Source organism: Magnetospirillum aberrantis SpK, assembly GCF_011022235.1.
Lineage (GTDB): Bacteria > Pseudomonadota > Alphaproteobacteria > Rhodospirillales > Magnetospirillaceae > Magnetospirillum > Magnetospirillum aberrantis.
This window is the reverse complement of record NZ_JAAIYP010000001.1, coordinates 12,539-37,340: the sequence shown is the minus strand read 5'-3', so window position 1 is coordinate 37,340 and position 24,802 is coordinate 12,539. Positions and strand designations below refer to the sequence as shown.

At 66.3% G+C, this 24,802-nt stretch carries 18 protein-coding genes; 6 read left to right on the top strand and 12 right to left on the bottom strand.

Translation table 11 applies throughout. The annotated features are described in order from the left end of the window. Positions 1-3: 3 nt before the first annotated feature. The 5 genes from G4223_RS00155 to G4223_RS00135 all read right to left on the bottom strand — a co-directional run bounded on the left by G4223_RS00155 (position 4) and on the right by G4223_RS00135 (position 9,627). On the bottom strand, positions 4-4,773 hold the full coding sequence (locus tag G4223_RS00155; protein ID WP_163673532.1) for an NAD-glutamate dehydrogenase: 4,770 nt from the start codon (positions 4,771-4,773) through the stop codon (positions 4-6). 58 nt (positions 4,774-4,831) lie between these two features. Continuing rightward, a complete protein-coding gene (gene holA, locus G4223_RS00150; RefSeq protein WP_163673530.1) occupies positions 4,832-5,854 on the bottom strand; it encodes a DNA polymerase III subunit delta in 1,023 nt (340 codons plus the stop codon). Positions 5,855-5,867: 13 nt separating this feature from the next. Next, positions 5,868-6,449, bottom strand: coding sequence for an LPS assembly lipoprotein LptE (locus G4223_RS00145; RefSeq protein WP_163673528.1), 582 nt, complete (start codon positions 6,447-6,449; stop codon positions 5,868-5,870). Further along, on the bottom strand, positions 6,436-9,009 hold the full coding sequence (gene leuS / locus G4223_RS00140) for a leucine--tRNA ligase (RefSeq protein WP_163673526.1): 2,574 nt from the start codon (positions 9,007-9,009) through the stop codon (positions 6,436-6,438). Before leuS ends, G4223_RS00145 begins: the two co-directional genes overlap by 14 nt. An 84-nt stretch (positions 9,010-9,093) precedes the next feature. Next, the gene (locus G4223_RS00135) at positions 9,094-9,627 is read right to left on the bottom strand and encodes a DUF3576 domain-containing protein (RefSeq protein WP_163673524.1); all 534 of its coding nucleotides are present in this window, start codon (positions 9,625-9,627) and stop codon (positions 9,094-9,096) included. Positions 9,628-9,898: 271 nt separating this feature from the next. On the opposite strand from G4223_RS00135, the gene G4223_RS00130 reads away from it, so the two are divergent. Together G4223_RS00130 and G4223_RS00125 are read left to right on the top strand one after the other, a co-directional pair. Further along, complete coding sequence (locus G4223_RS00130) at positions 9,899-11,095, top strand: porin (protein ID WP_163673522.1); 1,197 nt, start codon at positions 9,899-9,901, stop codon at positions 11,093-11,095. 427 nt (positions 11,096-11,522) lie between these two features. After that, complete coding sequence (locus G4223_RS00125) at positions 11,523-12,671, top strand: porin (protein ID WP_163673521.1); 1,149 nt, start codon at positions 11,523-11,525, stop codon at positions 12,669-12,671. Between the two features lie 58 nt (positions 12,672-12,729). Here G4223_RS00125 and G4223_RS00120 read toward each other — a convergent pair whose 3' ends face one another. Continuing rightward, complete coding sequence (locus G4223_RS00120; RefSeq protein WP_163673519.1) at positions 12,730-13,308, bottom strand: thiamine phosphate synthase; 579 nt, start codon at positions 13,306-13,308, stop codon at positions 12,730-12,732. 27 nt (positions 13,309-13,335) lie between these two features. On the opposite strand from G4223_RS00120, the gene G4223_RS00115 reads away from it, so the two are divergent. Continuing rightward, entirely contained in the window at positions 13,336-14,025 is a 690-nt protein-coding gene (locus tag G4223_RS00115) for a YggS family pyridoxal phosphate-dependent enzyme (protein ID WP_163673517.1), read from the top strand. On the opposite strand, the gene G4223_RS00110 is transcribed toward G4223_RS00115, so the two are convergent. Together G4223_RS00110 and ribA are read right to left on the bottom strand one after the other, a co-directional pair. After that, on the bottom strand, positions 14,026-15,117 hold the full coding sequence (locus G4223_RS00110; RefSeq protein WP_163673515.1) for a hypothetical protein: 1,092 nt from the start codon (positions 15,115-15,117) through the stop codon (positions 14,026-14,028). It lies immediately after the preceding gene. 123 nt (positions 15,118-15,240) lie between these two features. Beyond that, positions 15,241-16,356, bottom strand: coding sequence for a GTP cyclohydrolase II (gene ribA, locus G4223_RS00105; protein WP_163673513.1), 1,116 nt, complete (start codon positions 16,354-16,356; stop codon positions 15,241-15,243). Positions 16,357-16,527: 171 nt separating this feature from the next. On the opposite strand from ribA, the gene G4223_RS00100 reads away from it, so the two are divergent. The 3 genes from G4223_RS00100 (at position 16,528) to G4223_RS00090 (ending at position 20,174) form a co-directional block, all read left to right on the top strand. Continuing rightward, positions 16,528-17,061, top strand: a complete 534-nt coding sequence (locus G4223_RS00100) for a winged helix-turn-helix transcriptional regulator (RefSeq protein WP_338086784.1) — start codon at positions 16,528-16,530, stop codon at positions 17,059-17,061. Between the two features lie 121 nt (positions 17,062-17,182). Continuing rightward, complete coding sequence (locus tag G4223_RS00095) at positions 17,183-19,705, top strand: ATP-binding protein (RefSeq protein ID WP_163673509.1); 2,523 nt, start codon at positions 17,183-17,185, stop codon at positions 19,703-19,705. A gap of 10 nt (positions 19,706-19,715) precedes the next feature. After that, the gene (locus tag G4223_RS00090; protein ID WP_163673507.1) at positions 19,716-20,174 is read left to right on the top strand and encodes a YccF domain-containing protein; all 459 of its coding nucleotides are present in this window, start codon (positions 19,716-19,718) and stop codon (positions 20,172-20,174) included. A gap of 154 nt (positions 20,175-20,328) precedes the next feature. Here G4223_RS00090 and G4223_RS00085 read toward each other — a convergent pair whose 3' ends face one another. From G4223_RS00085 to G4223_RS00070, 4 genes are all read right to left on the bottom strand, one after another. Beyond that, positions 20,329-21,018 (bottom strand): c-type cytochrome, encoded by a 690-nt coding sequence (locus tag G4223_RS00085; RefSeq protein WP_163673505.1) that lies wholly within the window; start codon positions 21,016-21,018, stop codon positions 20,329-20,331. A gap of 81 nt (positions 21,019-21,099) precedes the next feature. Beyond that, positions 21,100-21,636: a molybdopterin adenylyltransferase gene (gene mog / locus G4223_RS00080; RefSeq protein WP_163673503.1), complete on the bottom strand. Its 537-nt coding sequence runs from the start codon at positions 21,634-21,636 to the stop codon at positions 21,100-21,102. Positions 21,637-21,651: 15 nt separating this feature from the next. Continuing rightward, positions 21,652-22,986: an ABC transporter ATP-binding protein gene (locus G4223_RS00075; RefSeq protein WP_163673501.1), complete on the bottom strand. Its 1,335-nt coding sequence runs from the start codon at positions 22,984-22,986 to the stop codon at positions 21,652-21,654. A gap of 12 nt (positions 22,987-22,998) precedes the next feature. Further along, positions 22,999-24,732, bottom strand: coding sequence for an ABC transporter permease (locus tag G4223_RS00070; RefSeq protein ID WP_163673499.1), 1,734 nt, complete (start codon positions 24,730-24,732; stop codon positions 22,999-23,001). Positions 24,733-24,802: the final 70 nt, after the last annotated feature.

Genomic DNA, 24,802 nt, shown 5'->3' with positions numbered 1-24,802 from the left:
TCCTCACTTTTCCACCATCGCTTTAAGTTGACGGCCAGCGACCGTCAGCATGGCAAGGTCCACCTGACGGGCGGCGCGCAATTCCGCCAGCACCGTCTCGGTCCGGTCGATGGCGACGCGATGTTCGGCGCCCCAAACGTCCAAGGCTTCGGCCGCCTTTTGGCCGGGGGCCTTGGCCGCCACCTGGAGTGTCAAGTCGCGCTGGCTGCCGTAAAGGTCCTCGATGACCGCCGCCGCCGCCAGCTTCTGCCAATGTCCGCCCACCGCCAGGGTTTCCGCGCTCGCCCGCAAGGAGCCCAGGCCGAAACGGTGGCCGATGGCGAAATACAGCGAGCCGGCCTCTTCCACCGCCATGCCCTGGCGGGCGGCGATGCGCACGATGTCGGCGGCCGAGGCCAGCACGATCAGGTTGGCCACGTCCCAGGCCAGGTCGGCGGGCACGCCCTGGGCCTGGTAATCGGCGGAACGGGCGGCGACTCCTTCGGCGGTTTCGCTGGGCAGGATGGCCGACAGCGCCGCCCGCAATGCCGCGATGCCCGGCTGCAATTCGCCGATGGCCGCGCCGATGTCGAACGGCGTCGGCACCGAGCGCAGCACCCAACCGGTGGCCCGTTCCAGCAACCGTCCCGATTCCGCCAGCATGGCATGCTGGACCGACGCCGGCACGGTACCGTCCAACGCCTCGACGCGGGCCCAGATGTCGCGCAGGCCATAGGCGTCGCGGGCGACGATATAGGCGCGGGCCACGTCGGCCGGGCCGTGGCCGGTCTTTTCCGCGCATTCGGCGACGAAGGCGACGCCGACCCGGTTGACCATGGAATTGGTGACGGCGGTGGCGATGATCTCGCGGCGCAGGCGATGGCCGCCGATCTCGGTGGCGAAGCGTTCACGCAGCGCGCTCGGGAAGGTGCGGACCAGATCGCCGGCCAGGAACGGATCGTCGGGCAGTTCCGAGGCCAGCACCGAATCGTGCAGCCACAGCTTGGCATAGGCCAACAGCACCGAAAGTTCGGGCCGCACCAAACCCTGATGGCGGGCGGCGCGCTCGGCCAGGGTGTCGTCGTCGGGCAGGAACTCGATGGCGCGGTCCAGCCGTCCGCTTTTTTCCAACAGCCGCATGAAGCGGACCTGACCGTCCAGCAATTCGGCGCCCTGCTCGGCCATGATCGACAGCGCCTGGGTTTGCAGGTAGTTGTCGCGCAGCACCAGGGCCGCCACCTCGTCGGTCATGCTGGCCAGCAACAGGTCGCGTTGCTTGCCGGTCATGTCGCCGGCCGCCACCAGGTCGCCCAACAGGATCTTGATGTTGACCTCGTGGTCCGAGGTGTCGACGCCGGCGGAATTGTCGATGGCGTCGGTGTTCAGGCGTCCGCCCTTGAGGGCGTATTCGATGCGGCCCAGTTGGGTACAGCCCAGATTGGCGCCTTCGCCGACCACGCGGGCCCGCAGGTCGCGGCCGTCCACGCGCAATGCGTCGTTGGTGCGGTCCCCGGCCTCGGCCTGGCTTTCCTCGCTGGATTTGATGTAGGTGCCGATCCCGCCGAAGAACAACAGGTCCACCGGCTGGGTCAACAGGATGCGGATCAGTTGGGTCGGGGTGACGGTCGCCGCCTGGATTCCGAACCGCGCCCGCATCTCGGGGCTGACCGGGATGGATTTGGCGGCGCGCGAAAACACCCCGCCGCCGGCCGAAATGGCCTTGGGATCGTAGTCGGGCCACGCCTTGGCCGCCTGGAACAGGCGCTGGCGTTCGACAAACGAACTGGCGGCGTCGGGTTCGGGATCAACGAAGATGTGGCTGTGGTTGAATGCCGCCACCAGTCGGATGTGCGGCGAACACAGCATGGCGTTGCCGAACACGTCGCCCGACATGTCGCCGACGCCGACCACGGTGAAGCTTTCGGCCTGGGTGTCGATGCCCAATTCGCGGAAATGACGTTTCACCGCCTCCCAGGCGCCGCGCGCGGTGATGCCCATGACCTTGTGGTCGTAGCCTTTCGATCCGCCCGAGGCGAAGGCGTCGCCCAGCCAGAAGCCGTATTCCAGCGACAACCCGTTGGCGATGTCGGAAAAAGTGGCGGTGCCCTTGTCGGCGGCGACCACCAGATAGGGATCGTCGCCGTCGTGGCGGATCAGACCGGCCGGCGCCACCACCGCGCCGCCGGCAAGGTTGTCGGTCAGGTCGAGCATGCCACGGATCAGCGTGCGGTAGCACTCGATGCCTTCGGCCTGAAGCGCCGCACGGTCGCCGCCGGCCGGCGGCCGCTTGACCACGAAGCCGCCCTTGGCGCCGACCGGCACGATCACCGCGTTCTTGACCATCTGGGCCTTCATCAGGCCCAGGATTTCGGTGCGGAAATCCTCGCGCCGGTCGGACCAGCGGATGCCGCCGCGCGCCACCTTGCCGCCGCGCAGGTGGATGCCTTCCATGCGCGGGCTGTAGACGAAGATTTCCACCATCGGCCGTGGCAGCGGCAGGTCGTCGATCGCCCGCGAATCCAGCTTGAACGACAGATAGGGGCGCCCAAGCGTGTAATTGGTGCGAAGGGTGGCGCCGATCAGGTTGAGGAAGCGGCGCAGGATGCGGTCGTCGTCGGCGCTTGACACCTTTTCCAGGGCGGTTTCCAAGGCGGATCTCGCCTTGTCCTCGTCACCGCCGGGAATGAAGCGGGTCTCGAACAGCTTGACCAAAAGTGCCGCCGGTTCGGCATTGCCGGCCAAGGCGCGTTCCACATAGGCTTGGCTGAGGGTCGAGCCGGCCTGACGCAGATATTTGGCATAGGCGCGCAGCACCATGACCTGACGCCAGTTCAGGCCGGCGGCCAGCACCAGACGGTTGAAGCCGTCGCTTTCCGCCTCGCCCCGCCACACCGCCAGCAACGCCTGTTCGAAATCGGCGCCGCGCGCCGCCAGATCCAGCGGCGCCTCGCTTTCCAGTTGGAAATCGTGAATCCAGGCGCTTTCGCCGCCATCGGCCGGGCGGACCTCGTGCGGGACTTCGGCGATGACCCTGAGCCCCATGGCCTCGAGCAGCGGCAAGACGTCGGACAAGGGCACGGTCGAACCGGCATGCAGCAACTTCAGCCGCGCCTGTCCCGGTCCGGCCTCGATCGGGCGGTACAGGTTGACGCCCAGGTCGGCGCCGCTTGTCACCGCCTCCAGCCGCTCGACGTCGGCCACCGCCGCCAGGGCGGAATGGGCCTCGCGATAGGACAGCGGGAAGGCGTCGCGCCAGCGTCGCGCCAGCCGCAGTCCCTCACCCTCGCCATGGGCCTGGACCAGGGCGGCTTGAAGATGATCCGACCAGGAGCGCGCCAATTCGGCGATGCGCGATTGCAACTCGGCCTCGTCGGCCATGGGCCGGCTGCCGGCGGGAATGCGCACGATCACATGCAGCCGGGCCAGGGGACCGTCGGCGACCTGGGTGTAATAGGCGTCGAGACGGCCGCCATAGGCCTGTTCCAACAGACGGATGACCGCCAGCCTGAGCGGGGTGTCGTAGCGGTCGCGCGGCAGGAACACCAGACACGACACGAAACGGCCGAATTCGTCGCGGCGCACGAACAAGGCCACGCGCGGCCGGTCCTGAAGGTGCAGGATGCCAAGGGCGTTGGCGGTCAGCTGCGCCTCGGATATCTGGAACAGTTCGTCGCGCGGATAGGTTTCCAGGATGTTGCCCAGAACCTTGGCGTCATGACCGAAGGGGGGGAAGCCGGCGTTGCTTTGGACGCGGCTCACCTTGCGCCGCAACAGCGGGATGGCCGACGGCGCGCGGGTGTAGGCGGCGGCGGTGAACAGGCCAAGGAAGGCGTGCAGGCCGATCACCCGGCCTTTCTTGTCCAGATGCTTGATGCCGATGATGTCCATGTGCACCGGCCGGTGCACCGGGGCGTGGCGCGCCGATTTGGTCACCATCAACGCGCCGGGCCGGGTCAGGAAGGCGCGGATTTCGGGCGGCATGTCCGACAGCGCCAGGGTGTCGTCGAACACATGCGAGGTCTCGTCGCGCAGGATGCCCAGGGAATGGGCGGGTTCGACCCGGATGTCGGGGGCGTCGCCGTGGCCCGACAGCAGGAAATGGCGATAGCCCAGGAAAGTGAAGTGGTCGTCGTAAAGCCAATCGAGGAAAGCCGTCGCCTCGTCCTCGTCGTTGTCGCGGTCAAGGTCCGCGGTCACGGCGCGGATGCGTTCACGCATGGCCTGCCAGTCCACCACCGCCGCCCGCGCCTGCCCCAGGGTGTGGGTCAGTTGTTCAAGCAGCGCGGCCTTGCCCTCGGCGTCCTGGCGGTCGATTTCCACATGCATCAACGATTCCAGGCTGGCGCCGCCCCCTGTCGGCGCCCCCTCCAGCGCGGTCAGGGCGTTCTTGTCGTCGCGGGTGGCGCGAACGATGGGGTGGACCAACTGGTGGATGGCGATACCCGCCCCGGCCAGCACCATGGCCACCGAATCCACCAGGAACGGCATGTCGTCGTTGACGATTTCGACCACGCTATGCGGCGAGGCCCAGCCGTCACGGTCGGGATCGGGGTTGAAGACGCGAATTTTCGGTTCATTCATCGGCCGTTCGGCGGCGAAATCCAGCAACCCGACCATGACGGCGAACATCTGTTCGCCGTCCACCGCTTCAAGGTCGGCCGCCGGGACGCCGGCCAGATAAAGCGGTGCCAGATGCGACACCAGCCGGGCGCGAACCGGGTCCAGACGGGTGGCGGCGCGGGTGGACATATCCTCGGTCAGGGTGGATTTCAGGAAATCGGCGGGGCGGATCATGGCAGCCTTCCGTTGGTGGCGTCCTCGGGGGCCACCGGCACGGTGGCTGGGGTCGGGTCTAGCGCCGTCCCGCTGCCCTGGCCAACTGCATCACCGTGCGCGAGCACAGGGATTCAGCCGGCATGCCGGTGGTTTTACATTCTGTTTCCGTCTCGATCAGCACTTCCAGGGCGCGGCCCACCCGGTCGGCGGGCCAGCGGCTCAACTGGCGGCGGAAGCGGTCGGCGGCCTTGAAGATCACCGGCGGCTTGAGCGCGGCCATGGCCTGGTCGGCCGACTTGCCCTGGCCCATCAGCCCGGCGGCGAAATGCAGGCGTTGGAAATGGCGTGACAGCGCACGCAGTACCGGCACCGCGTGGGTGCCTTCGCGAAACAGGCGGTCCAGCACGCGCTGGGCGGTGGCGTGGTCGCCATCGGCGGTGGCCAAGGCCAGGTCGTCCATGGAAAGCGAGGCGGTGTCGCCGACACAGGCCTGGGCGTCCTCGATGCGCACCCGGCCGGGCTCTCCCATGTAGAGCGCCAGTTTCTGGAGTTCCGCACGGGTCAGGCGGCGGTCGCCGCCCAGGTTTTCCATGAGATAGGCCAAGGCGTCGGGGTCGGGCGTCAGACCGGCGTTCTTAAGCTCTTCCTGGATGACATGGGCCAGACTGCCGCCTTCGTCGCCGTAAGAGGCCAGGGCCGCGCCCGTGTCCGCGCCCTCGAACAGCTTGCGCAGGCTTGAGCGCGGGCCCAGATCGCCGGCTTCGACCACCACCAGGGCGTCGCCCATGGGATTGGCCAGGAATCCCTGGAACAGCGACGAGACGGAATCGCCGGCGTCGCGGACCACCACCACGCGGCGTCCGCCGGTCAGCGCCATGGCCGCCGCTTCGTCGGCCAGCCGGGCGGGGTCGTCCTTGAGGATGGCGGGGGTCAACTCGGCGACGCGGAACGGGTCGTTCACGTCGGCGACCACTCCCTTGACCAGTCGCGTGACCCGCTCGCGCACCAGGCCGTTGTCGGGACCGAACACCAGAACCACGCGTATGGCAGGATCGGGAGCCCTGAGGAACGTTTCGGCCTTGGCACCGGTCAGTTTCACGGTCTATCCGGCCTCAGGGTTGGTCCGTGGTGGTCGGCAGCATGGGCTGCTGCCGCTGGATTGTCGCTTGTCGCTTCTTGAACGTGTTGGGGTCGCTGAAGAACGCGGTCAACGCGGTGCGGATCGAAGCGGCGATCTCGCTGGCTGCCGAGATTTCGGAATCACGCTCGGCGGCGGTGCTGGCATAACGCGGGCCGATATAGCGGAAACTGGTGAAGCTGCGCGCCTGACCGGAATAGACTTGCTGCCCGCTGGTTTGTTCACTCAGGGTGTAAACGGCCTTGACGGTCAGGCGTTCGATGGTGGCGTTGCCGTCCTTGCTGCTGGCGAAACCGCCCGACGACTGGCTCAGCTCCACTTTCAGCGTATAGAGCGGCCGCGCCGGCTCGCCGCGCGGGCTCAGGCTTTCCACCAGGTTGTTGCGCACCTGCTGCCCCAGACGATCTTCGATGCCGGAGACCCGGATCGAGGCGAGCTGGGTGGCCATGGCCGAGCTTTCGGCGGTACGCGGCTTGGCGTAAATGGGCTGGAACCCGCACCCCGCAGGGCCGAGCGCCAGCACCATCAGACAGACAAGGGCTCTAGACCACCACATTGACGATCCGATTTGGCACGACCACCACCTTGCGCGGGGTCTTCCCAGACATTGCCGCGATAACGGGTGCCTGCGCAAGGGCGGTTTCCTCCGCCAGCTTGGGATCGGCGTCCTTGGGCAGCTCGATGGTGGCGCGCAGCTTGCCGTTGACCTGAACCGCCACGGTGACGCTGTCCTCGACCAACAGGGCGGGATCGGCCTTGGGCCAGGGGGTCGCGGTGACCGCCTCGGCGTGGCCCAGTTCCGCCCACAATTCCTCGGCCAGATGCGGCATCATCGGCGCCGCCATCAACAGCGCGGCCTCCAACCCCTCGCGCAGGCTCCAGGCCAGGTCGGGGGTGGTGGGCTTGACTTCGCCGAGCGCGTTGGTCAGCTCGCGCAGCCGCGCCACCGCCTTGTTGAAGGCGAAGCGTTCCAGGTCGTCGGACAGGCCGGCGATGGTCTTGTGGGTCTGGCGGCGCAGCTTGAGCGCCTCGGCTCCCAGTTCCGGCATGGTGCTTCCTGCCGGCGGCAAGGATTCGATCACGGTGCCGACCAGACGCCACAGGCGGTTGACGTAGCGCCAGGCACCGTCGACGCCGGCCTCGGTCCATTCCAGGTCGCGTTCGGGCGGGCTGTCGGACAGCATGAACAGGCGCGCGGTGTCGGCGCCGTAGGTGTCGATGATGTAGGCCGGGTCCACCACGTTGCGCTTGGACTTGGACATCTTTTCCGAACGGCCCAACGCCACGGGGCGGCCGGTTTCGGCGTGGACCAGTCCGCCGTCCTGCTTGACCACCTCGTCGGGGTACAGCCAGGCGCCGGCTTCGTCCTTGTAGGTTTCGTGGCAGACCATGCCCTGGGTCAAAAGGCCGTCGAACGGCTCCTTCACCTCAAGGTAGCCGCAGGTCTTCATGGCGCGGGTGAAGAAGCGCGAATACAGCAGGTGCAGCACCGCATGCTCGATGCCGCCGATATACTGGTCCACCGGCAGCCAGTAATCGGCCTCGGTCTTCTCGAACGGCACGGTCTCGGCCAAGGGCGAGCAATAGCGGCCGAAATACCACGACGATTCGAAGAAGGTGTCGAAGGTGTCGGTCTCGCGCCGCGCCGGCTTGCCGCAGCACGGACAGGCCACGTCCTTCCAGGTGGGGTGGTGGGCCAGCGGGTTGCCGGGACGGTCGAAGGTGACGTCCTCGGGCAGACGCACCGGCAGTTCCGCCTCGGGCACCGGCACCGCGCCGCAGCTGTCGCAATGGATGATGGGGATGGGACAGCCCCAATAGCGCTGGCGCGACACGCCCCAGTCGCGCAGGCGCCAGTTGACGGTGCGCTCGCCCAAGGATTCCTTCTCGATGCGGTCGATGGCCGCGGCCTTGGCCGCCTCGACGCCCAAGCCGTCCAGGAAGTCGGAATTGTAAAGGATGCCGTCGCCGGCGCAGGCTTCGTCGCCGACCGCGAAGGTGATGGCGTCCTCGCCCGGCGGCAGCACCACCGGCTTGACCGGCAGGCCGTATTTCCGGGCGAAGTCCAGGTCGCGCTGGTCGTGGGCGGGACAGCCGAAGATGGCGCCCGAGCCGTATTCCATCAGCACGAAATTGGCGACGTAGATCGGCAGCTCCCAGCCCGGCACGAAGGGGTGCCTGGCCTTGAGGCCGGTGTCCAGGCCCTTCTTCTCGGCGGTTTCCAGCGCCGCTTCCGAGGTGCCCATGCGGTTGCATTCGGCGATGAACTCGGTGAGTTCGGCGTTGCCCCGTGCCAGTTCGGCGGCCAGCGGATGGTTGGGCGAAATGGCCAGGAAGGCGGCGCCGAACAAGGTGTCGGGGCGGGTGGTGAAGATTTCCAGGCGTTCGGAACGCCCGACGACGTCCCAGCTCAGCTTGGCGCCCTCGGAGCGGCCGATCCAGTTTTCCTGCATGACGCGCACGCGCTCGGGCCAGCGGTCCAGACCCTTCAGGCTTTGCAACAGGTCGTCGGCGAAGGCGGTGATCTTCAGGAACCACTGGCTGAGCAGGCGCTTTTCCACCAAGGCCCCCGAACGCCAGCCGCGGCCGTCGATGACCTGTTCGTTGGCCAGCACGGTGTTTTCCACCGGGTCCCAGTTGACCCAGGATTCCTTGCGGTACACCAGTCCGGCCTTGAGGAAGTCCAGGAACATCTTCTGTTCGTGGCGATAATATTCCGGCTCGCAGGTGGCGACCTCGCGGCCCCAGTCGTAGGACAGGCCCATGGATTTCAACTGTTCGCGCATCGAGGCGATGTTCTCGCGCGTCCACTTGGCGGGGTGCACGCCGCGCTCGATGGCTGCGTTCTCGGCCGGCAGGCCGAAGGCGTCCCACCCCATGGGATGCAGCACGTTGAAGCCCTGGGCGCGTTTATGCCGCGCCACCACGTCGCCCAGCGTGTAGTTGCGAACGTGACCCATGTGGATGCGCCCCGACGGATAGGGGAACATCTCCATCACGAAATATTTCGGGCGCGCGGGATCGATGGTCGCGACGAAGGCGCCGCTCTCTTCCCAGGTGCGCTGCCACTTGGCCTCGGTTTCCTTGAAATTGTAACGCTCGTCGGTGCGCGACATGACGATCCTTGGCTTTCCTAACGCGCGATGCCCGGACGCGGCCGGGCATCGGAATTGAACAAGAAGACGGGCGCCAGCCCGCGATTATTCGGTCGAGACGATGCGCAGCTGCCGCGCGCGGGTCAGGATCGAGTTTTCCAGGTCGGTGACCATGCGGGGATCGACCTTGACGTCGACCCATTGGCCCATGGCGTCGCGCACCTGCTTGAACACCGACACCTTGACGCCGTCGGCGCGCAGCGCCCGGTCCAGGATGAAGACGTTGACCTTGAACCGTTCGGCCGGGCTTTCCGGCAAGGTGTACCAGTCGGTGATGATGGTGCCGCCGAACGGGTCGGCGGTGGCGATGGGCATGAAGGCGATGGTGTCGAGCGACGCCCGCCACAGGAACGAGTTGACGCCGATGCCGGCGGCGTCGCCGTCGCCTTTCTTCTTGCTGTCGCCGAACATGCCCTCGGGGCCGAACACCGTCTCGCGCGGTTCGTTGCTCATGCGCGGCGCGCTGTCGCCCTTGTCCCTGGTGGGAAACACCGCCTTGCCTTCGCCGCAACCCGAGAGCGCGGCGGCGGACAACGCCAGGACCGACAGGACCGCAACCTTCGCCAACTTCGTCTTCATCGCCTCGATACCTTGCTGAGCCCCAGGGGTTCTTCGTGCCAGAGAATGCTACGACCGTTCCTCGGCGGCAAGTCGCGTTTGCTTTCGCCGCCGTCTTCCTTCGTTCGGCCTCGTCCGCGCTGTTGCACATTCGCCACAGTGGGGAGCTTTCGTCACATGCTCGCCCCCCGCTTGCTTGACTTGGAGGGGGCGTCGTGGCGAGATCAGGCCGTTCGTTCATTTTGGAGTGCGGATGTGGTCTCGCATCCCCGTGCCAAAGAGAGGAGATAACATGAAGAAGGTTCTTATCGCCAGCACCGCGCTGGTCGCCGCGACCATGCTGTCGGCCGGCACTGCCTCGGCTTCCGAGAAGATCAAGCTGAACCTGGGCGGCTTCTCCAAGTGGTGGGTCGTCGGCGCTTGGGGCGACGATTCCTATCAGGGTGCCAACAACGCCGACTACAACAACGTCGACATCAAGGGCGACAACGAGATTTACTTCTCGGGTTCGACCACCCTGGACAACGGCCTGCAGGTCGGTGTCGACATCCAGCTGGAAGCCGGTGGCCACACCGACCAGACCACCGACACCATCGACGAGTCCTACGTCTGGCTGGCCGGCGGCTTCGGTAAGTTCATCGTCGGTTCCAAGAACAACGGCACCTACCTGCTGCACGTTTCCGCTCCGGATGCCGCTGGCAACTGGAACGAAGGCGGCATCATCACCGGCGGCTACGCCCTGGCGATCCCGAGCAACGTTTCCGGCGTGACCCCGCTGCAGCGCGGCTGGAACACCACCGCCATCGTCACCGACAACGACGCCGAAGGCATCACCTACGTCGCTCCGACCTTCTATGGTCTGACCGTCGGCGGTTCCTACAAGCCGAGCGCGAGCGAAGACAACCGTGGTGTGAGCAATCTCGCTTCCACCAGCGCTGCTAACTTGGGTGTGACCGGTCCCGCCGTTGGTGAAATCTTCGGTGCCGGCGCTCTGTACTCCAACACCTTCGGTGGCGTTGGCGTCCGCGCTTCGGCTGGCTGGGCCACCTATGACACGAACCTGTCCAATGGCGGCAACCCGGCTCCGCAGCCCGACGATCGCGTGAATGAATACGCTTTCGGTGGTCAGCTGTCCTATGCCGGCTTCACCCTGGGTTCGTCCTATCGTGCGGTCGTCGCCGATCGTGGCAACACCCAGGCCGGCGCTACTCTGGACCTGAACGCCCACGCTTGGGATCTGGGCCTGCAGTACGCTTCCGGCCCGTACGCCATCAGCGCTTCGTACTACCAGTCGAAGGCCAATGGCTCGACCGCCATCGAGGGTGAAGACGAGATCACCGTCTACCAGGTGTCCGGCAAGTACACCCTGGGCGCCGGTGTCGACGCTCTGGCCACCATCGGCCATGCTTCGTATGACAGCGAAGACAGCCTGCAGTCGAACGAGAACGACGGCTGGGCCGTCATGACCGGTCTGTCGCTGCAGTTCTAATCGAACTCAGGCGAAAGCTTGTAGGGAAAGGGCGGCTTCGGCCGCCCTTTCTTTTTGTTTGGTTCTTCGCCGATTTTCGGGGAAGGGCCCATCAACAGAGCGTCACCCCAGCCAAGCGTAGCGCGAACCGGGGTCCAGGGCGCCGTTTCCCACCATGGATTCCCGCTTTCGCGGGAATGACGCCTTATTGGCGGGCATGTTTCCCGGAATTCGGCGATGAACATTTTCCTCTGTTTTCAATGACTTGCTAGGGGTGAGAGCGTGGCGGCGTGACCGTTCTGTGACGATTCTGCAACACCCTTCTGAGAAGTGTTCGCAGCTGCAATCAAGTCGTTGAACCTTTCCCTTGGCCTTCGTAGGATGCATCGAAATTAGGCGGCAGGAACGTCGCCGCTTTTTTTCGTCATACGAGGCACGAGGGGTACTCATGAAGAAGATTCTTGTCGCCAGCACTGCGCTGGTTGCCGCGTCCATGCTGTCGACCGGCGCCGCTTCGGCGTCCGAGAAGATCAAGCTGGAGCTCGGTGGTTTCTCCAAGTGGTGGGTCGTCGGCGCTTGGCAGGACGATTCCTATCAGGCCAACAACAACGGCACTGCTGGCGCCCAGGGCGACTACAACAGCGTCGACATCAAGGGTGACAACGAGATCTTCTTCTCGGGTTCGACCACCCTGGACAACGGCATGCAGGTCGGCATCAATGTCGAGCTGGAAGCCGGTGGCACCACCGACAACACTGCCGACACCATCGACAAGTCCAACGTGTTCATCGCCGGCGGTTTCGGTAAGGTGATCCTGGGCTCCGAAGCCAACGGCACTGTCCTGCTGCACGTGATGGCCCCGGACGCCGCCGGCAACACCGACTCCGACGGTCTGCTGACCGGTGGTCTCGCCATCGCCAAGCCCGATGCCGTGCAGACCCAGGTCGTCACCTCGATCGACACCGACGGTGATTCCGAAGGCGTGACCTACGTTGCCCCGACCTTCTACGGCCTGACCCTGGGCGCGTCCTACAAGCCGAACAGCACCCAGGACAACCGTGGCGCCACCAACATCTCCACCAACAGCGGCGTGACCGCCGGTGAGATCTACGGTGTCGGCGGTCTGTACACCAACACCTTCTCGGGCGTTGACTTCAAGCTGTCGGGCGGCTGGGCCACCTACGACGTGAACAGCCCGGCTTACTCCACTCCCTCGAAGGGCCAGGGCGTGAACGAATACGCTTTCGGTACCCAGATCGGCTACGCCGGTTTCACCGTGGGCGGTTCCTATCGTAAGATCAACGCCGAAGGCGTTGCCGGCTTCCTCCAGGGCGACACCTGGGACGCTGGCGTCCAGTACGCTTCCGGCCCCTACGCCGTCAGCTTCGTCTACTTCAACTCGCAGGCTGAAGGCTCCATCACCACCGCTGGTGAGGATGAGTTCACGGTCTACCAGGTCTCGGGCAAGTACACCCTGGGCGCTGGCGTCGACGTGCTGGCCACCGTTGGTCACGCCGAGTACAGCGACGAAACCAACCTGCAGCAGAACGAGAACAAGGGCTGGATGGTTGCCACCGGTCTGTCGCTCCAGTTCTAATCGAACTGAACGGCTTGTTCGGGAAAGGGCGGCTTCGGCCGCCCTTTCTTTTTTTTGTCTAGCGCAACCCGTCGATGGCCGCCCAGCCGGCGGCGAAACGTAAAGTTCGTGCGGTGCGGCGGTTGACGCCGCCCAAGGCCAGCACCGGCAGGCCGGCCTTTGCCGTCCACAGGGCGAAACGGGTGATTCCCAGGGACGGCGCGCCGGGATGGCTGCGGGTTGGGAACACCGGCGACAACGTCGCCATGTCGGCACCCAAGGTCCGGGCACGGGCCAGCGCCGCCCGGTCGTGGCAGGCCACGCTGAGCAGATGGCCGCGTCGCAGCCACAGCCGCAGGCCGGGATCACACAATCCGCGTGCCATATTTTGCGGCAGGTGGACGCCATGGGCGCCGACCAATGCCGCCAGCCGCCAGTCGCCGCCGGCCATCAGCAGCACCAGCCGCCGTTCGCGGGCCCGGATCGCCAGCCGTCGCGCCAGGGCGGCGCGATCCACGGCGTGATAATGGCGCAGCAATACGCCGTCGCCCGGTGACAGCCGGGCCGCCGCCGCCGTGGGATCGGGCAAACGGATTTCGTCGCTGACCAACAGGCGGCATGGCGGCTTTTTTCGTCGGCTCAGGTTTGTTAGGGTCATGCGCCCTTCATCCAGACAGGTTCCATCGTGTCCGACATCCCCCAGGCCTTGGCCGCTGTCAAGCAACGCATTGCCGACGCCGCTCGCGATTGCGGCCGCGACCCCGCCACAATTTCCCTGGTGGCGGTGTCCAAGACCCACGACGCCGCCACCATCCGTACGGCGCTCGAGGCCGGACAGCGGGTGTTCGGCGAGAACCGGGTCCAGGAATCGCGGGCCAAATGGCCCGATCTCAAGGCCGCTTTCGCCGATGTGGAACTGCATCTGATCGGCCCGCTTCAGACCAACAAGGTGCGTGAGGCGGTGGCGTTGTTCGACATCATCGAGACCGTGGACCGACCCAAGCTGGCCCGCGCCCTGGCCGACGAAATGGAGCGCAGCGGCCGCCAGGTGCCTTGCCTGCTCCAGGTGAACACGGGCCTTGAGGAGCAAAAAGCCGGACTGCACCCGGATTCGGTGGATTCCATGTTGCGGCTGTGCCGCATGGAATATCAGTTACCGGTGATCGGGCTGATGTGCATTCCGCCGGTGGACGAAGACCCCGCGCCCCATTTCCGCATGCTGGCCGAGGCGGCGGAGCGCAATGGCCTCAAGGTCGTCAGCATGGGGATGAGCGGCGATTTCGAAACGGCCATCGCCCAGGGCGCGACCCATGTACGGGTGGGATCGGCCATCTTCGGGGAACGCGATTACGGCGAACAGCCTGCGGAAGCTTGATTACTGCAAGGTCTCGCCGCTGTCGTCGGCGCTTTTGCCGCTGCGCTGGTTGGCGCGCTGGTACTTGTCCAGGGCCTGGCTCCACGCGGTGGTGAACCAATCGCTGCCGGCGGTGTCGGCGGGCGGCGTCATGGGATGGCTGGCCAATTGTTCCTCGGCGCTGGGCGGGCGGGTTGTGGCGGTGGCGTGATAGGCGTTGCTGGCGGTGACGTGACCGGTGACCGGCACGTTCGAACGGCTGGTCGAGCCGGAAACCGGAACGGTGACCAGCGGTTTTGGCATGGGCATGGCGTTGGGGTTGCGTTCCGGCACCGGCATGACCCGCCCCGTCCGGGCGTTGGCCAGCGGCATGGAATCGGTCAACGTGGAACCGGTCGGCGCGGCCCCGGTCGGCGGCGCAAGGCTGACCGGCATGGGCATGGTTTGGGTTTGGGGCGTGGTTTGGGCTTGGGGCGTGGTCGTGTCGCCGTTCAGGCTGAACACCATGGGGCGTGGCCCGCCACTCGTGGTCCCCGCAGCACCGGGAAGGGTGATCACCGGGGCCGCCACCGCCTGGGGTCCGATATTTTCGTTCTGAATGTTTCCGTTCTGAATGTTTGCGGGCGCCACCTTCTGCGGCTCGACAGGGGCGGCAGGAATTTCCGCCTGGGTCGCGTCGGCCTGGGCCAATTGGGTGGCACCGGGGGCGTCTTGTGCCGTGTCGTCCTGGAACAGCGCCAGCATGTGGCCGCCGGTGTCCTTGCCGGTGCTTTCCTCGACCACGCAATCCACCGCCGAGGCGATCAGGCCGATAGGACCGCCCAGCAAGGCGCCGCCGACCAGCCGGGCGCCCACCCCGATCTGGTCGCCGGTGATCTCGCGGTAGATGTTGCTGACCACCGGGATGTGCTGAAGCGGGTTGATGACGTCCAGCAGGTCCCAGAAGCTGGGGGAATCGTCGCCCTCGGCGAACATGGACAGGTGCTTTTCGCCGCTTTTGTCCTGGCTGTCCGTGGCGGCGGTCTTGTCCCGTTCCGCCGCTGGCGGCGGGTCGAGTTGCAGGCGTTCCGGGTCGTAATAGAACGGCGTGGGGGCGACGGCGGATAGGGACATGGTTCACCTGCTTGGCGGCGGTCGAAAAAGACGCTGCAAGCATGATGCCAAATCATAGTGCTTTGTTTTTAAACGATTTGCCTGTTTGCCCTGTCTTCCCGGACGGCAGAAACTGCCGGTTGCCTAGAAAAGATGGCCGCTGCGGGTGGCTTTGGTGTTCAGATAGAACCGGTTGTGTTCGTTGGCGGGGAAGATGTGCGGGACCCGTTCGGCGACGCGGATACCATGGGCGGAAAGTTGGCCGACCTTGAGCGGGTTGTTGGTCATCAGCCGTACGCTGCCGATGTCCAACAGGCGCAACATTTGGGCGGCCGGCTGATAGATGCGTTCGTCGTCGTCGAATCCCAACTGCAAGTTGGCGTCCAAGGTGTCGAAGCCGTCGTCCTGAAGCTGGTAGGCCCTGAGCTTGTTGACCAGGCCGATGCCGCGCCCTTCCTGGGCCAGATACAGCAGGACGCCGCTGCCGGCCTGGGCGATCTCGGCGATGGCGCCCTTGAGCTGGTCGCCGCAATCGCAGCGCAACGACCCCAGAAGATCGCCGGTGAAGCATTCGGAATGCAGCCGGGTCAGCACCGGCTGTTCCACGTCCGGTTCACCGATGACGATGGCAAGGTGTTCGATGCCGCCGTCGGCGGGGCGGAAGGCGATGATGCGCGCCTGTTCGGCCCCGGCCAGCGGCACGCGGGCCTGGGACACCACGCGCAAGGTGCGGGCGGTGTTGACCTGATAGGCGGCGACGTCGGCGGCGGCCACCCGGATCTGATCGGCGGCGAAGCCGTTTCCCGCCTCGACCACCACGACCGCAGGCAACAAACGCGCCAGCTTGGCCAGGGCGACCGCCTGGGCGGCGGTGGCCGAGGCGGGAGAGGCGCTGAGAACGCCCAATTCGGGACGCGGCCCGGACAGGCAGGGATCGGCCAGCGCCGCGACGGTTTCGGCGGTCATGCCGCCCAAGGAGGTGAGCAGCACCACCGCGCTGTCCTCGGCCCCCAGGCCAAGCACGCGGGCGCGGCGGCCGGTGACCGCCAAGGCGGGTCGGGTGCCGGCGGCGAAGGTCGCCAGCATGGACAAGGAATCGGCGTTCGCGGCCTCGGCCGTCAGGGTGTGGACCACGCCGCCGTCTTTGCCCTGCACGGCGACGATGCCGCCACGGCGCAGTTCGGCGATGGCGCGATCGACACTGATCAATGTCTCGGGGGCGGGCATTTGCGGCCCGGAGGTGGTTTGTAACGGCCTCATCTCGGCTCTCAGCGATTCAAGGGCGGCACCATAGCGGTTTTCGCCGCCAGGAAAAAGGGCATGGGTTCCGCTTGGGGCCGCTTGGCGTTATATGTGGGCTGCTTTACCCGAAACGCCAGGACGGGGGCGACCATTTCCCACACACACATTCTTGTGCTCGACGCGGACCCAGTGGCCGGACGCATGCTGGCCGAGGTTCTGGAGGGTGCCGGTCATCGCGTGACGGTGGCCGAGGCTTTGCGCCCCGATTCACCGACAATCGACCTGCCGACAGTCGATCTGATCGTCGCCGACCCGGCCCAGGACGCCGGCGCCGCGACGGTTCCGGTTCTGGTGCTGACCAAGCCGGTGCGTCTGGGTACCTTGCTGGCGCGGGTCGAGGAGACGTTGCGGGCGGCCACGGTAGACAGGCCCTGTCGCCTGGGGCGGTGGCTGTTCGACGCCTCGGCCCGCACGCTCGAGGCCGAGGACGGCGGCAAGGTGCGGCTGACCGACAAGGAAGCGGCCATCCTGGATCATCTGCGGCGCGCCGGCCGGGTGGTCGGGCGCGACGAGTTGCTGGCCGAGGTGTGGGGCTATTCCGCCGCGATCACCACTCATACCCTGGAAACCCACATCTATCGCCTGCGGCGCAAGATCGAGGACGATCCGGTCCATGCCACCTTGCTGTTGACAGAGGCTGGAGGATATCGTCTCGGGGGTTGAGGCGCCTCCTTCTTCTGGATAGGGGCGTGTACGCAATCGGGGTGTGCGCTGCCCGTATCCGTGTTACCATTTCACGGAAAGATGGGGGCGCTTGACGCGACCCTGGATAGGGATGGGTTCGATGAACGACGCTACGGCACATTCGGGCCGCGGCTTTCGCTGGGGGGGGGATCGGCTGCGTTTGGCGATCATCGCCATCGTCGCCCTGTTCATCGGGTTATATTGGGTCAACCTGTTCCACGAGATGCGAACCGCCGAGGACGAGGCGGTCGAGGAAGCCCGGCGCCGCGTGGTGTTCATCACCCAGGCCGCCGCCGAGGCGGTGGAAACCACCCTCAACCGTTTTCAGGTCACGCTGACCACCGCGTCCATCGCCGCCACCCAGGGCGCCGATGCCCTCAGGCTGTACGGCGACGCCGTTTCGGCGGGCAGCGACGAACTGGTCTTCCAACTGTTCCGCATCGACGCCGGCGGCGCCCTCGCCTACAGCTCCTTGGGGCCGGCACCGCGCAATTATCTTGGCGACCGCTGGTATTTCCAGCAATTGGCCGCCGAACCTGGCTTGCCCCTGGTGGTCAGCCCGCCCGTGCAGGGACGTCTGACCGGCAAGCTCAGCCTTCAGGTGGCGAAGGCGGTGGTCGTTCGGGGGCGCTTCGCCGGTGTGGTGGCCATCGCCGTCAACCCCCAGGCGTGGACCCGCCAACTGGCGCGGTTCGAACTGGGAAGCACCGACGTCCTGTCGCTGTTCAGTGCCGACGGCGTCTATCTGTTGCGTACCCGCGAATCGGAAAAGCACATGGGCCAGCATGTCGCCGAGGACCGGCCGTTCCTGGTGCCCGGTGCCCCGGAAAGCGGCTGGTATCGGGACAGCGGGACCCATGACGGGATCGAGCGGATCTTCGCCTGGAAACGCCTGTCGACCGGCCAGGTGATGGCCGGTGGTGTCGGTTTGGACGGGGCGTTGGCTCCGGTCCGCGAGCTCAACCACCAGACCTCGCTATGGGCGGGGATCGCGACCGCGGCCCTGGCCCTGGCGTTGCTGGTCATCGCTGTTCTCGGGCGCCATTCCGACCGCGTCGCGCGGGCGGCGGCGCAGCAACAGGAAGCCCAGCGGGTCACCCTTTCCGCCATGGCCGAGGGGCTGGCCATGGTGGCGCCATCGGGCGAGGTTCTTTTCCACAACGACAGTTTCGCCCGGCTTATTCCCTACGACAAGACGCGTCTATGCCGCATCGGCGGTTTCCAGGCCTGGGACGTGGTGGACGAAACCGGGGCTCCCTTGCCGTTGGAGCAGTTTCCCAGCGTCATCGCCGCCCGGACCGGCCGCACCCTGGACAACGTTTCCCTGGGATTGCGCGGCAGCAACGGTTCCTTGCGTTGGTACAACGTCAACGCCCGGCCGCTGTTCGGGCGTGGCGGCAACGTTCAGGGCTCGATCCTGACGGTGGGCGAGGTCACTTCCCAGCGTCAGGCCGAACGGGCGCTCAAGGCCAGCGAGGAACGCTATCGCGCCCTGGTCGATTCGCTGATGGAAGGGATCGTCGTCCAAAACCGGGACGGCATCATCCTGTCGTGCAATCCCGCCGCCGAGCGTATTTTCGGGGCCGAGGCGGGAACCTTGGCCGGGCGTTCGCCGTTCGACCCGCGCTGGCAGCTCATCCACCCCGACGGCAGCCTGTTGACGCATGAGGAATGCCCGGCCCATGTGTCGCTGCGCACCGGGGAACGATGCGAGGGCGTGGTCATGGGGCTGCGGCACAGGAACGGCGACGTGACCTGGATCGAAGCCAACGCCGCCCCCTTGGGTTCGGGCGAGGACGGATTGCCGCTGTCGGCGGTGTCGTCCTTCCTCGACATCACCCACCGCAAGGAATTCGAGGACGAACTGAGCCGCTCCAACGCCGAACTGGAACAATTCGCCTATGCGGTGTCGCACGATCTGCGCGAACCCTTGCGCATGGTGGCCAGCTACATCCAGTTGCTGGAACGCCGCCTGGGTGGCGCCGCCACCGACGACATCCGCGAATTCGTCTCCTTCGCCGTGGACGGCGCCAAGCGCATGGACCGCATGCTGGTGGCGTTGCTGGAATATTCCCGTGTCGGCCGCCGTGGCCTGCCCATGGAATGGGTGGACAGCCGCAAGGTCCTGGACGAGGCGCTGTTGTTCCTGTCGCCGGTGGTCCAGCAGACCAAGGCCGAGGTGCGGATCGAAGGCGAATGGCCGTGGCTTCTGGCCAGCCCGGACGAGATCGAGCGGTTGTTCCAGAACCTGTTGGGCAATGCCCTGAAGTACCATGCCGATGGCGTGGCTCCGGTCGTCGCTGCCCGGGCGGCACGCGACGGTTCGGGGTGGCGTTTCACCTTCGCCGACAACGGCATCGGCATCGCCGCCGACCAGACGGATCGCCTGTTCAAGGTGTTCCAGCGCCTGCACCGGGGCGACCGCTACGAAGGGGCCGGCGTCGGACTGGCGTTGTGCCGACGGATCGTGCAACGTCACGAGGGCCGGATCTGGGTGGAATCCGACGGCCCCGGCCAGGGATCGCACTTCATCTTCACCTTGCCCGCCGCCCAGGCCCAGGCGCCGGAACCTGGACCAGAGGCCGAACCTGGACCAGAGGCCGAACCGGCCGAGACTTCTTGAAAGGACGATCATGTCGCTCATCCTCAACATCATCTGGGTGGTTTTCGGCGGTCTGGTCATGGCGCTGGGCTGGCTGCTGGCGGCGGTGATCATGGCCGTCACCATCATCGGCCTGCCGTGGGCGCGGGCGTGTTTCAACATCGCGCTGTTCGCCCTGTGGCCGTTCGGCAAGGAAGCCGTCAGCCGCAAGGTGCTGACCGGCAAGGACGATATCGGCACCGGAACGCTGGGGCTGGTCGGCAACGTGGTGTGGTTCCTGCTGGCCGGCATTTGGCTGGCCATCGGTCACATCATGGCGGCCATCACCTGCGCCCTGACCATCATCGGCATTCCGTTGGCCGTCGGTCATCTCAAGCTGGCCAACGTCGCCTTGTTCCCGGTGGGCAAGACCATCGTCGACAAGGAAATGGCCGAAGAAGCCCGCCGCCGCGCCGCTCGGCAGGAACTGGACACCATCCAGCGGCCGTGAGACGCCGGTGATCGGTTCCGATCACCGGGATATGGTCTCCTACCGGCCGCCCATTGAAATGATCCGTTCGGGCGGCCGGCAAGCCCGCGCGGCGCTGAGCGTCACCGTCTCGACGTGAACTGAGCCAACGGATCAGTTCATTCGCCGGGCGGTCTCAATCGTCCAGCAAGGACACGTGCGCCCAGATGTCCTGCCAGTCCTGGTCGGTCTTGGGACGCATCAGTTCGTCCACGTCCTCGTGCTCGCGCTGTCCCTTGAGGAACAGCGCGACCTGGGCACGCAGATATTTCATGTGCTGTTGGGCCAGGGGCGGCTTCCTGACCCGGCCCTGGCCGTTGCGACCGTGGCATTCCATGCAGTCGCCATTATAGAGCTTTTCGCCCTTGGCGGCGTCGCCCGGTTCACGCGGAATCTGCACAGCCTGCTTGGCCAGCTTCAGGCGCTCGAAGGCGTCCATGGGGGTGTCGTCGGACGGCGGGCGGTTGGGCGGCTTGATGGAGGCCAGGTAGTAGGAAACGTCGAGAACATCCTTTTCCGGCAACTCGCGGTCGTTGGCATAGGGGATCATGGGGATGTTCTCGCGGGCGCGGGACTTGAAGGCGCGCAACTGGTCGGCCAGGTAATCCGGGTGCAGGCCGGCGATGCGGGGATAGACGCCGCCGCCGCCGCCTTCGCCGAACTCGCCATGACAGGCGGCGCAGGTGCGCATGATCTCACGGCCCTGTTCGGCGTCGTAGGTCCAGGTCTTGCCGTTGGGCAAGGTCACCGGCGGCGGCGCGTCCTGGGCCCAGGCCCCTGTCGCGCCGCCCACGGCCACCACCGCCACAACCCACCATCCGCGCATCGTGTCACCCCGCAATGGACATCTTCCAGGCCCCTTTGTGACAAGGAGCGGGGGCGGCGGTCTTTGAGCGCGGTCAAGCCCTCACTTCTTCTTGGGGCGGAAGGCCGCGCACACCGCCGGGTCGGTGTCCAGCCACGGCCCGCCGATCAGGTCCAGGCAATAGGGGGTGGCGGGGAACACCGCGTCCAGGCAGTCGGCGATGGCGCTGGGCTTGCCCGGCAGGTTGATGATGAGCGTCCGCCCGCGGATGCCGGCGGTCTGGCGCGACAGGATGGCGGTGGGTACCACCTTGAGGCTGGCGGTGCGCATCAGCTCGCCATATCCCGGCATCATCTTGTCGCACACCGCCTCGGTGGCTTCGGGCGTCACGTCGCGCGGCGCCGGGCCGGTGCCGCCGGTGGTGAGGATCAGGCCGCAGCTTTCGGTGTCGGCGAGGTCCCTCAGCGTCGTCTCGATGATCTCGCGGTCGTCCGAGATCACCCGCGACACCGCCTGCCACGGCGTGACCAGGGCACGGCTCAGCCATTCGGCCATGGCCGGCCCGCCCAGATCCTGGTAGACGCCGGCCGAGGCACGGTCGGACACGGTGACAAGGCCGATGCGGGCCGGTTCGGTCATGGCGTAAATCCTTGCTTATTGTGTCTGGTCGGCGGCCGGCGGCGCGGGTTCCTCGTCGTCGTCCTCGGGCAGCATCAGCACGCCGGCATTGTAGTCGTAGTCGAAAATCTCGGCATAGCGGCCCCAGGTGATGACCGTTTCCAGCACGCGCTCGGCTTCGTCGGCCGACAGATAGTCCTGAAGCTCCTGAAGAAAACGTTCCTCGGGGGCGCGGTGGTCGCGCCGTTCGTCCAGCACCCGGCGGATGCGTGCCGCCAGGGGGATGGCGTGCAACAGGTGCTCGCCGAACATCCGCTTGCGTTCCGGCGGCTCGGCCTCGACGAAGGCGCGGCCCGCCGGTGTCAGGAAGATGTCGCCAACCGCCAGCCGCGCCAGCCCCAGCACCCGCAGACCTTCGAACAGGTGGAACAGCGAATCGTCGGGCAGTTCGGTGAACTCGGCCAGGGCAGGGACGTCGGCGCGGCCTTCGAACGGCGGTTCGGCGATGGTTTCCAACAACTCGGCCATGCGGTTGGGCGTGGCGTCGGGCAGGCGGTAGCCGATGTGGATGGGCTCGGCCGGGGCGCCGCCCAGCGTGCGGGTAGTGGCGGTCATCAGGCCGTAGACTTCGTCGACGATCTGGCGGAATGCCGGCGAATCGGGATCGCGCGGATGCTCCAGGCCGACCTTGATCTCGCCCTTCACCCGTCCGGGGTCGCTGGCGAAGATCAGCACGCGGTCGGCCATGTAGACCGCTTCCTCGATGTTGTGGCTGACCATCAGCATGCCCTTGGTCGGGATCTTGCGCTCGCGCCACAATTCCAGAAGGTCGTCGCGCAGGTTCTCGGCGGTCAGCACGTCGAGGCCGGAAAACGCCTCGTCCATCAACAGGATGTCGGGATTCATCACCAGGGCGCGGGCGAAGCCGACGCGCTGGCGCATGCCGCCCGACAATTCCTTGGGATAGGCGCCCTCGAAGCCGCCCAGGCCGATCATGTCGATGGCCGCCGCCGCCCGGTCCTCGCGCTCGGCCGGGCGCACGCCCAGCGCCTCCAGCCCCAGTTCGACGTTTTGCTGCACGGTCAGCCACGGGAACAGGGCGAAGCTTTGGAACACCATGGAAATGCCCTGGACCGGGCCGGCGATGGGCTGGCCGCGATAAAGGGCCTTGCCGCCGTTGCTGCGCACCAATCCAGCCATGACGCGCAACAGCGTCGACTTGCCCGATCCCGACTTGCCCTGAAGGGCGACGATCTCGCCTTCCTCCAGGCGGAAGTCGACGCCCTCCAGCACGGTGCGCTCACGGCGGTCAGGGGTGCGGAAGGTCTTGCGCACCCCTTCCAACAGCAACAGCGGCGTGGTCTGGCTCATCTCCCCCCTCCCTCAGCCGATGCGCAGCCGTTCGGCCGCCAGGTTGAACAGCCGGCGCCAGACGAAATGGTTGAAGCTCATGACATAGACGCACATCACGGCGATTCCCAGGGCGATGCGCGGAAAGTCGCCGTCGCTGGTGGCCGCGGCGATGTAGGACCCAAGGCCGGTGGCTTCCAGCCGGGTGTCGCCCCAGGTCACCAGTTCGGCGACGATCGAGGCGTTCCACGATCCGCACGACGCGGTGATGGCACCGGTCAGATAGGCGGGGAAGATGCCGGGCAAGATGAAGCGCTTCCACCTCAGCCAGCCCTTGAGTCCCAGATTGCCGGCGGCGTCGCGCAGGTCGGACGGCAGCGACGACGCCCCGGAAATCACGTTGAACAGGATGTACCATTGGGTGCCCAGCACCATCAGCGGGCTGGTCCACACCTCGACGTTCAGTTGGAAATGCACGATCAGCATGACCACCACCGGGAACACCAGGTTGGTGGGAAACGCCGCCAGGAACTGCGCCACCGCCTGAAGCCGGCCGGCCATGCGTGGGCGCAGGCCGATCCACACCCCCACCGGCACCCATACCAGCGAGGCCAGGGCGATCAGCACGACGATGCGGGTGGCGGTGACGGCGCCGCGCCACAGGACGTCGAAGATCTCGGCCCAGCCCAGGGCGGAATGGACGAAGATGGAGACCCAGCCGACCGCTCCCAGCAGCATCGCCACCAGCACGCCGTTCCACACCGCGTCCAGCCAGCGCGGCAACAGCCATTCGCTGGCGCTGGCCCGCAATCGTTGCGGCCGGCGCGGCATGGCGTTGAGTACGCCGCGCCACATCCCTTCGGGCAGGCGGGCGGCGGCACGGAAGAAACGGGCGCGCTGCATCAGGGTCAGAAGCCACGATTCCGGGGCTTCCTCGCCGGCATTCTGTTCGAATTTGAATTTCTCGGCCCACGCCACCAGCGGACGGAAGAACAGTTGGTCATAGGCCAGGATGGCCGCCAGCACCGCCAGGATGGCGTAGCCGATGGCGGCAAGGTCGCGTTCCTGGATGGCCAACGCGATGTAGGAGCCGACGCCCGGCAACATGATGGTCTGGCCCGACACGGTGATGGCCTCGGACGCCACCACGAAGAACCAGCCGCCCGACACCGACATCATCATGTTCCACACCAGCCCCGGCACCGCGAACGGCAGTTCCAACCGCCAGAACCGCCGCCAGGGGCTCAGGTGGAACATGGCCGAGGCCTCGATCAGGTCGGTGGGAACGGTGCGCAGCGACTGGTAGAGCGACGTGGTCATGTTCCACGCCTGCGAGGTGAAGATGGCGAAGATGGCCGCGCATTCCACCCCCAGCAGATTGCCGGGGAACAGGGCGATGAAGCCGGCCACGGTGATCGACAGGAAGCCCAGGATGGGAATGGACTGAAGAATGTCGAGCAGCGGGATCAAAACCCGTTCGAGCGCCGGCACCTTGGCCGCCAGAAGCGCGTAAACCAGGGTGAAGCCCAGCGACAAACCCAGCGCCGCCAGCATGCGCAAGGCGCTGCGCAACAGGTAGTAGGGCAGGTTGGCGGGATCGAGCGACAGCGGCAGCGGCGTGCCGACGTCGTAGGGCGCGTCCATCTGCAACGCGCCCCACGCCATCAGCGCCAGGATGCCGAACACGATCGGCAACAAGGCGGCGTCCCACAGGTTGGGGCGCAAATCCTGGCTGACGGCGATGGTGGGCGGCAAAAACGGGCGCATGGGACGGCGTCCTCGTCGACGGAAACGCGACGACATTTACCCGCTTGTCGTGGCCGGCGCGAGCCCTAAT

Excerpts from the sequence above, each read along its gene's own strand:
- G4223_RS00085 (WP_163673505.1), bottom strand. The coding sequence starts at position 21,018 with ATGCGCGGATGGTGGGTTGTGGCGGTGGTGGCCGTGGGCGGCGCGACA.
- G4223_RS00090 (WP_163673507.1), top strand. The coding sequence starts at position 19,716 with ATGTCGCTCATCCTCAACATCATCTGGGTGGTTTTCGGCGGTCTGGTC.
- G4223_RS00095 (WP_163673509.1), top strand. The coding sequence starts at position 17,183 with ATGAACGACGCTACGGCACATTCGGGCCGCGGCTTTCGCTGGGGGGGG.
- G4223_RS00145 (WP_163673528.1), bottom strand. The coding sequence starts at position 6,449 with ATGTGGTGGTCTAGAGCCCTTGTCTGTCTGATGGTGCTGGCGCTCGGC.
- G4223_RS00120 (WP_163673519.1), bottom strand. The coding sequence starts at position 13,308 with ATGACCCTAACAAACCTGAGCCGACGAAAAAAGCCGCCATGCCGCCTG.
- G4223_RS00075 (WP_163673501.1), bottom strand. The coding sequence starts at position 22,986 with ATGAGCCAGACCACGCCGCTGTTGCTGTTGGAAGGGGTGCGCAAGACC.
- G4223_RS00155 (WP_163673532.1), bottom strand. The coding sequence starts at position 4,773 with ATGATCCGCCCCGCCGATTTCCTGAAATCCACCCTGACCGAGGATATG.
- G4223_RS00135 (WP_163673524.1), bottom strand. The coding sequence starts at position 9,627 with ATGAAGACGAAGTTGGCGAAGGTTGCGGTCCTGTCGGTCCTGGCGTTG.
- leuS (WP_163673526.1), bottom strand. The coding sequence starts at position 9,009 with ATGTCGCGCACCGACGAGCGTTACAATTTCAAGGAAACCGAGGCCAAG.
- G4223_RS00130 (WP_163673522.1), top strand. The coding sequence starts at position 9,899 with ATGAAGAAGGTTCTTATCGCCAGCACCGCGCTGGTCGCCGCGACCATG.
- G4223_RS00070 (WP_163673499.1), bottom strand. The coding sequence starts at position 24,732 with ATGCGCCCGTTTTTGCCGCCCACCATCGCCGTCAGCCAGGATTTGCGC.
- G4223_RS00110 (WP_163673515.1), bottom strand. The coding sequence starts at position 15,117 with ATGTCCCTATCCGCCGTCGCCCCCACGCCGTTCTATTACGACCCGGAA.
- G4223_RS00125 (WP_163673521.1), top strand. The coding sequence starts at position 11,523 with ATGAAGAAGATTCTTGTCGCCAGCACTGCGCTGGTTGCCGCGTCCATG.
- ribA (WP_163673513.1), bottom strand. The coding sequence starts at position 16,356 with ATGAGGCCGTTACAAACCACCTCCGGGCCGCAAATGCCCGCCCCCGAG.
- mog (WP_163673503.1), bottom strand. The coding sequence starts at position 21,636 with ATGACCGAACCGGCCCGCATCGGCCTTGTCACCGTGTCCGACCGTGCC.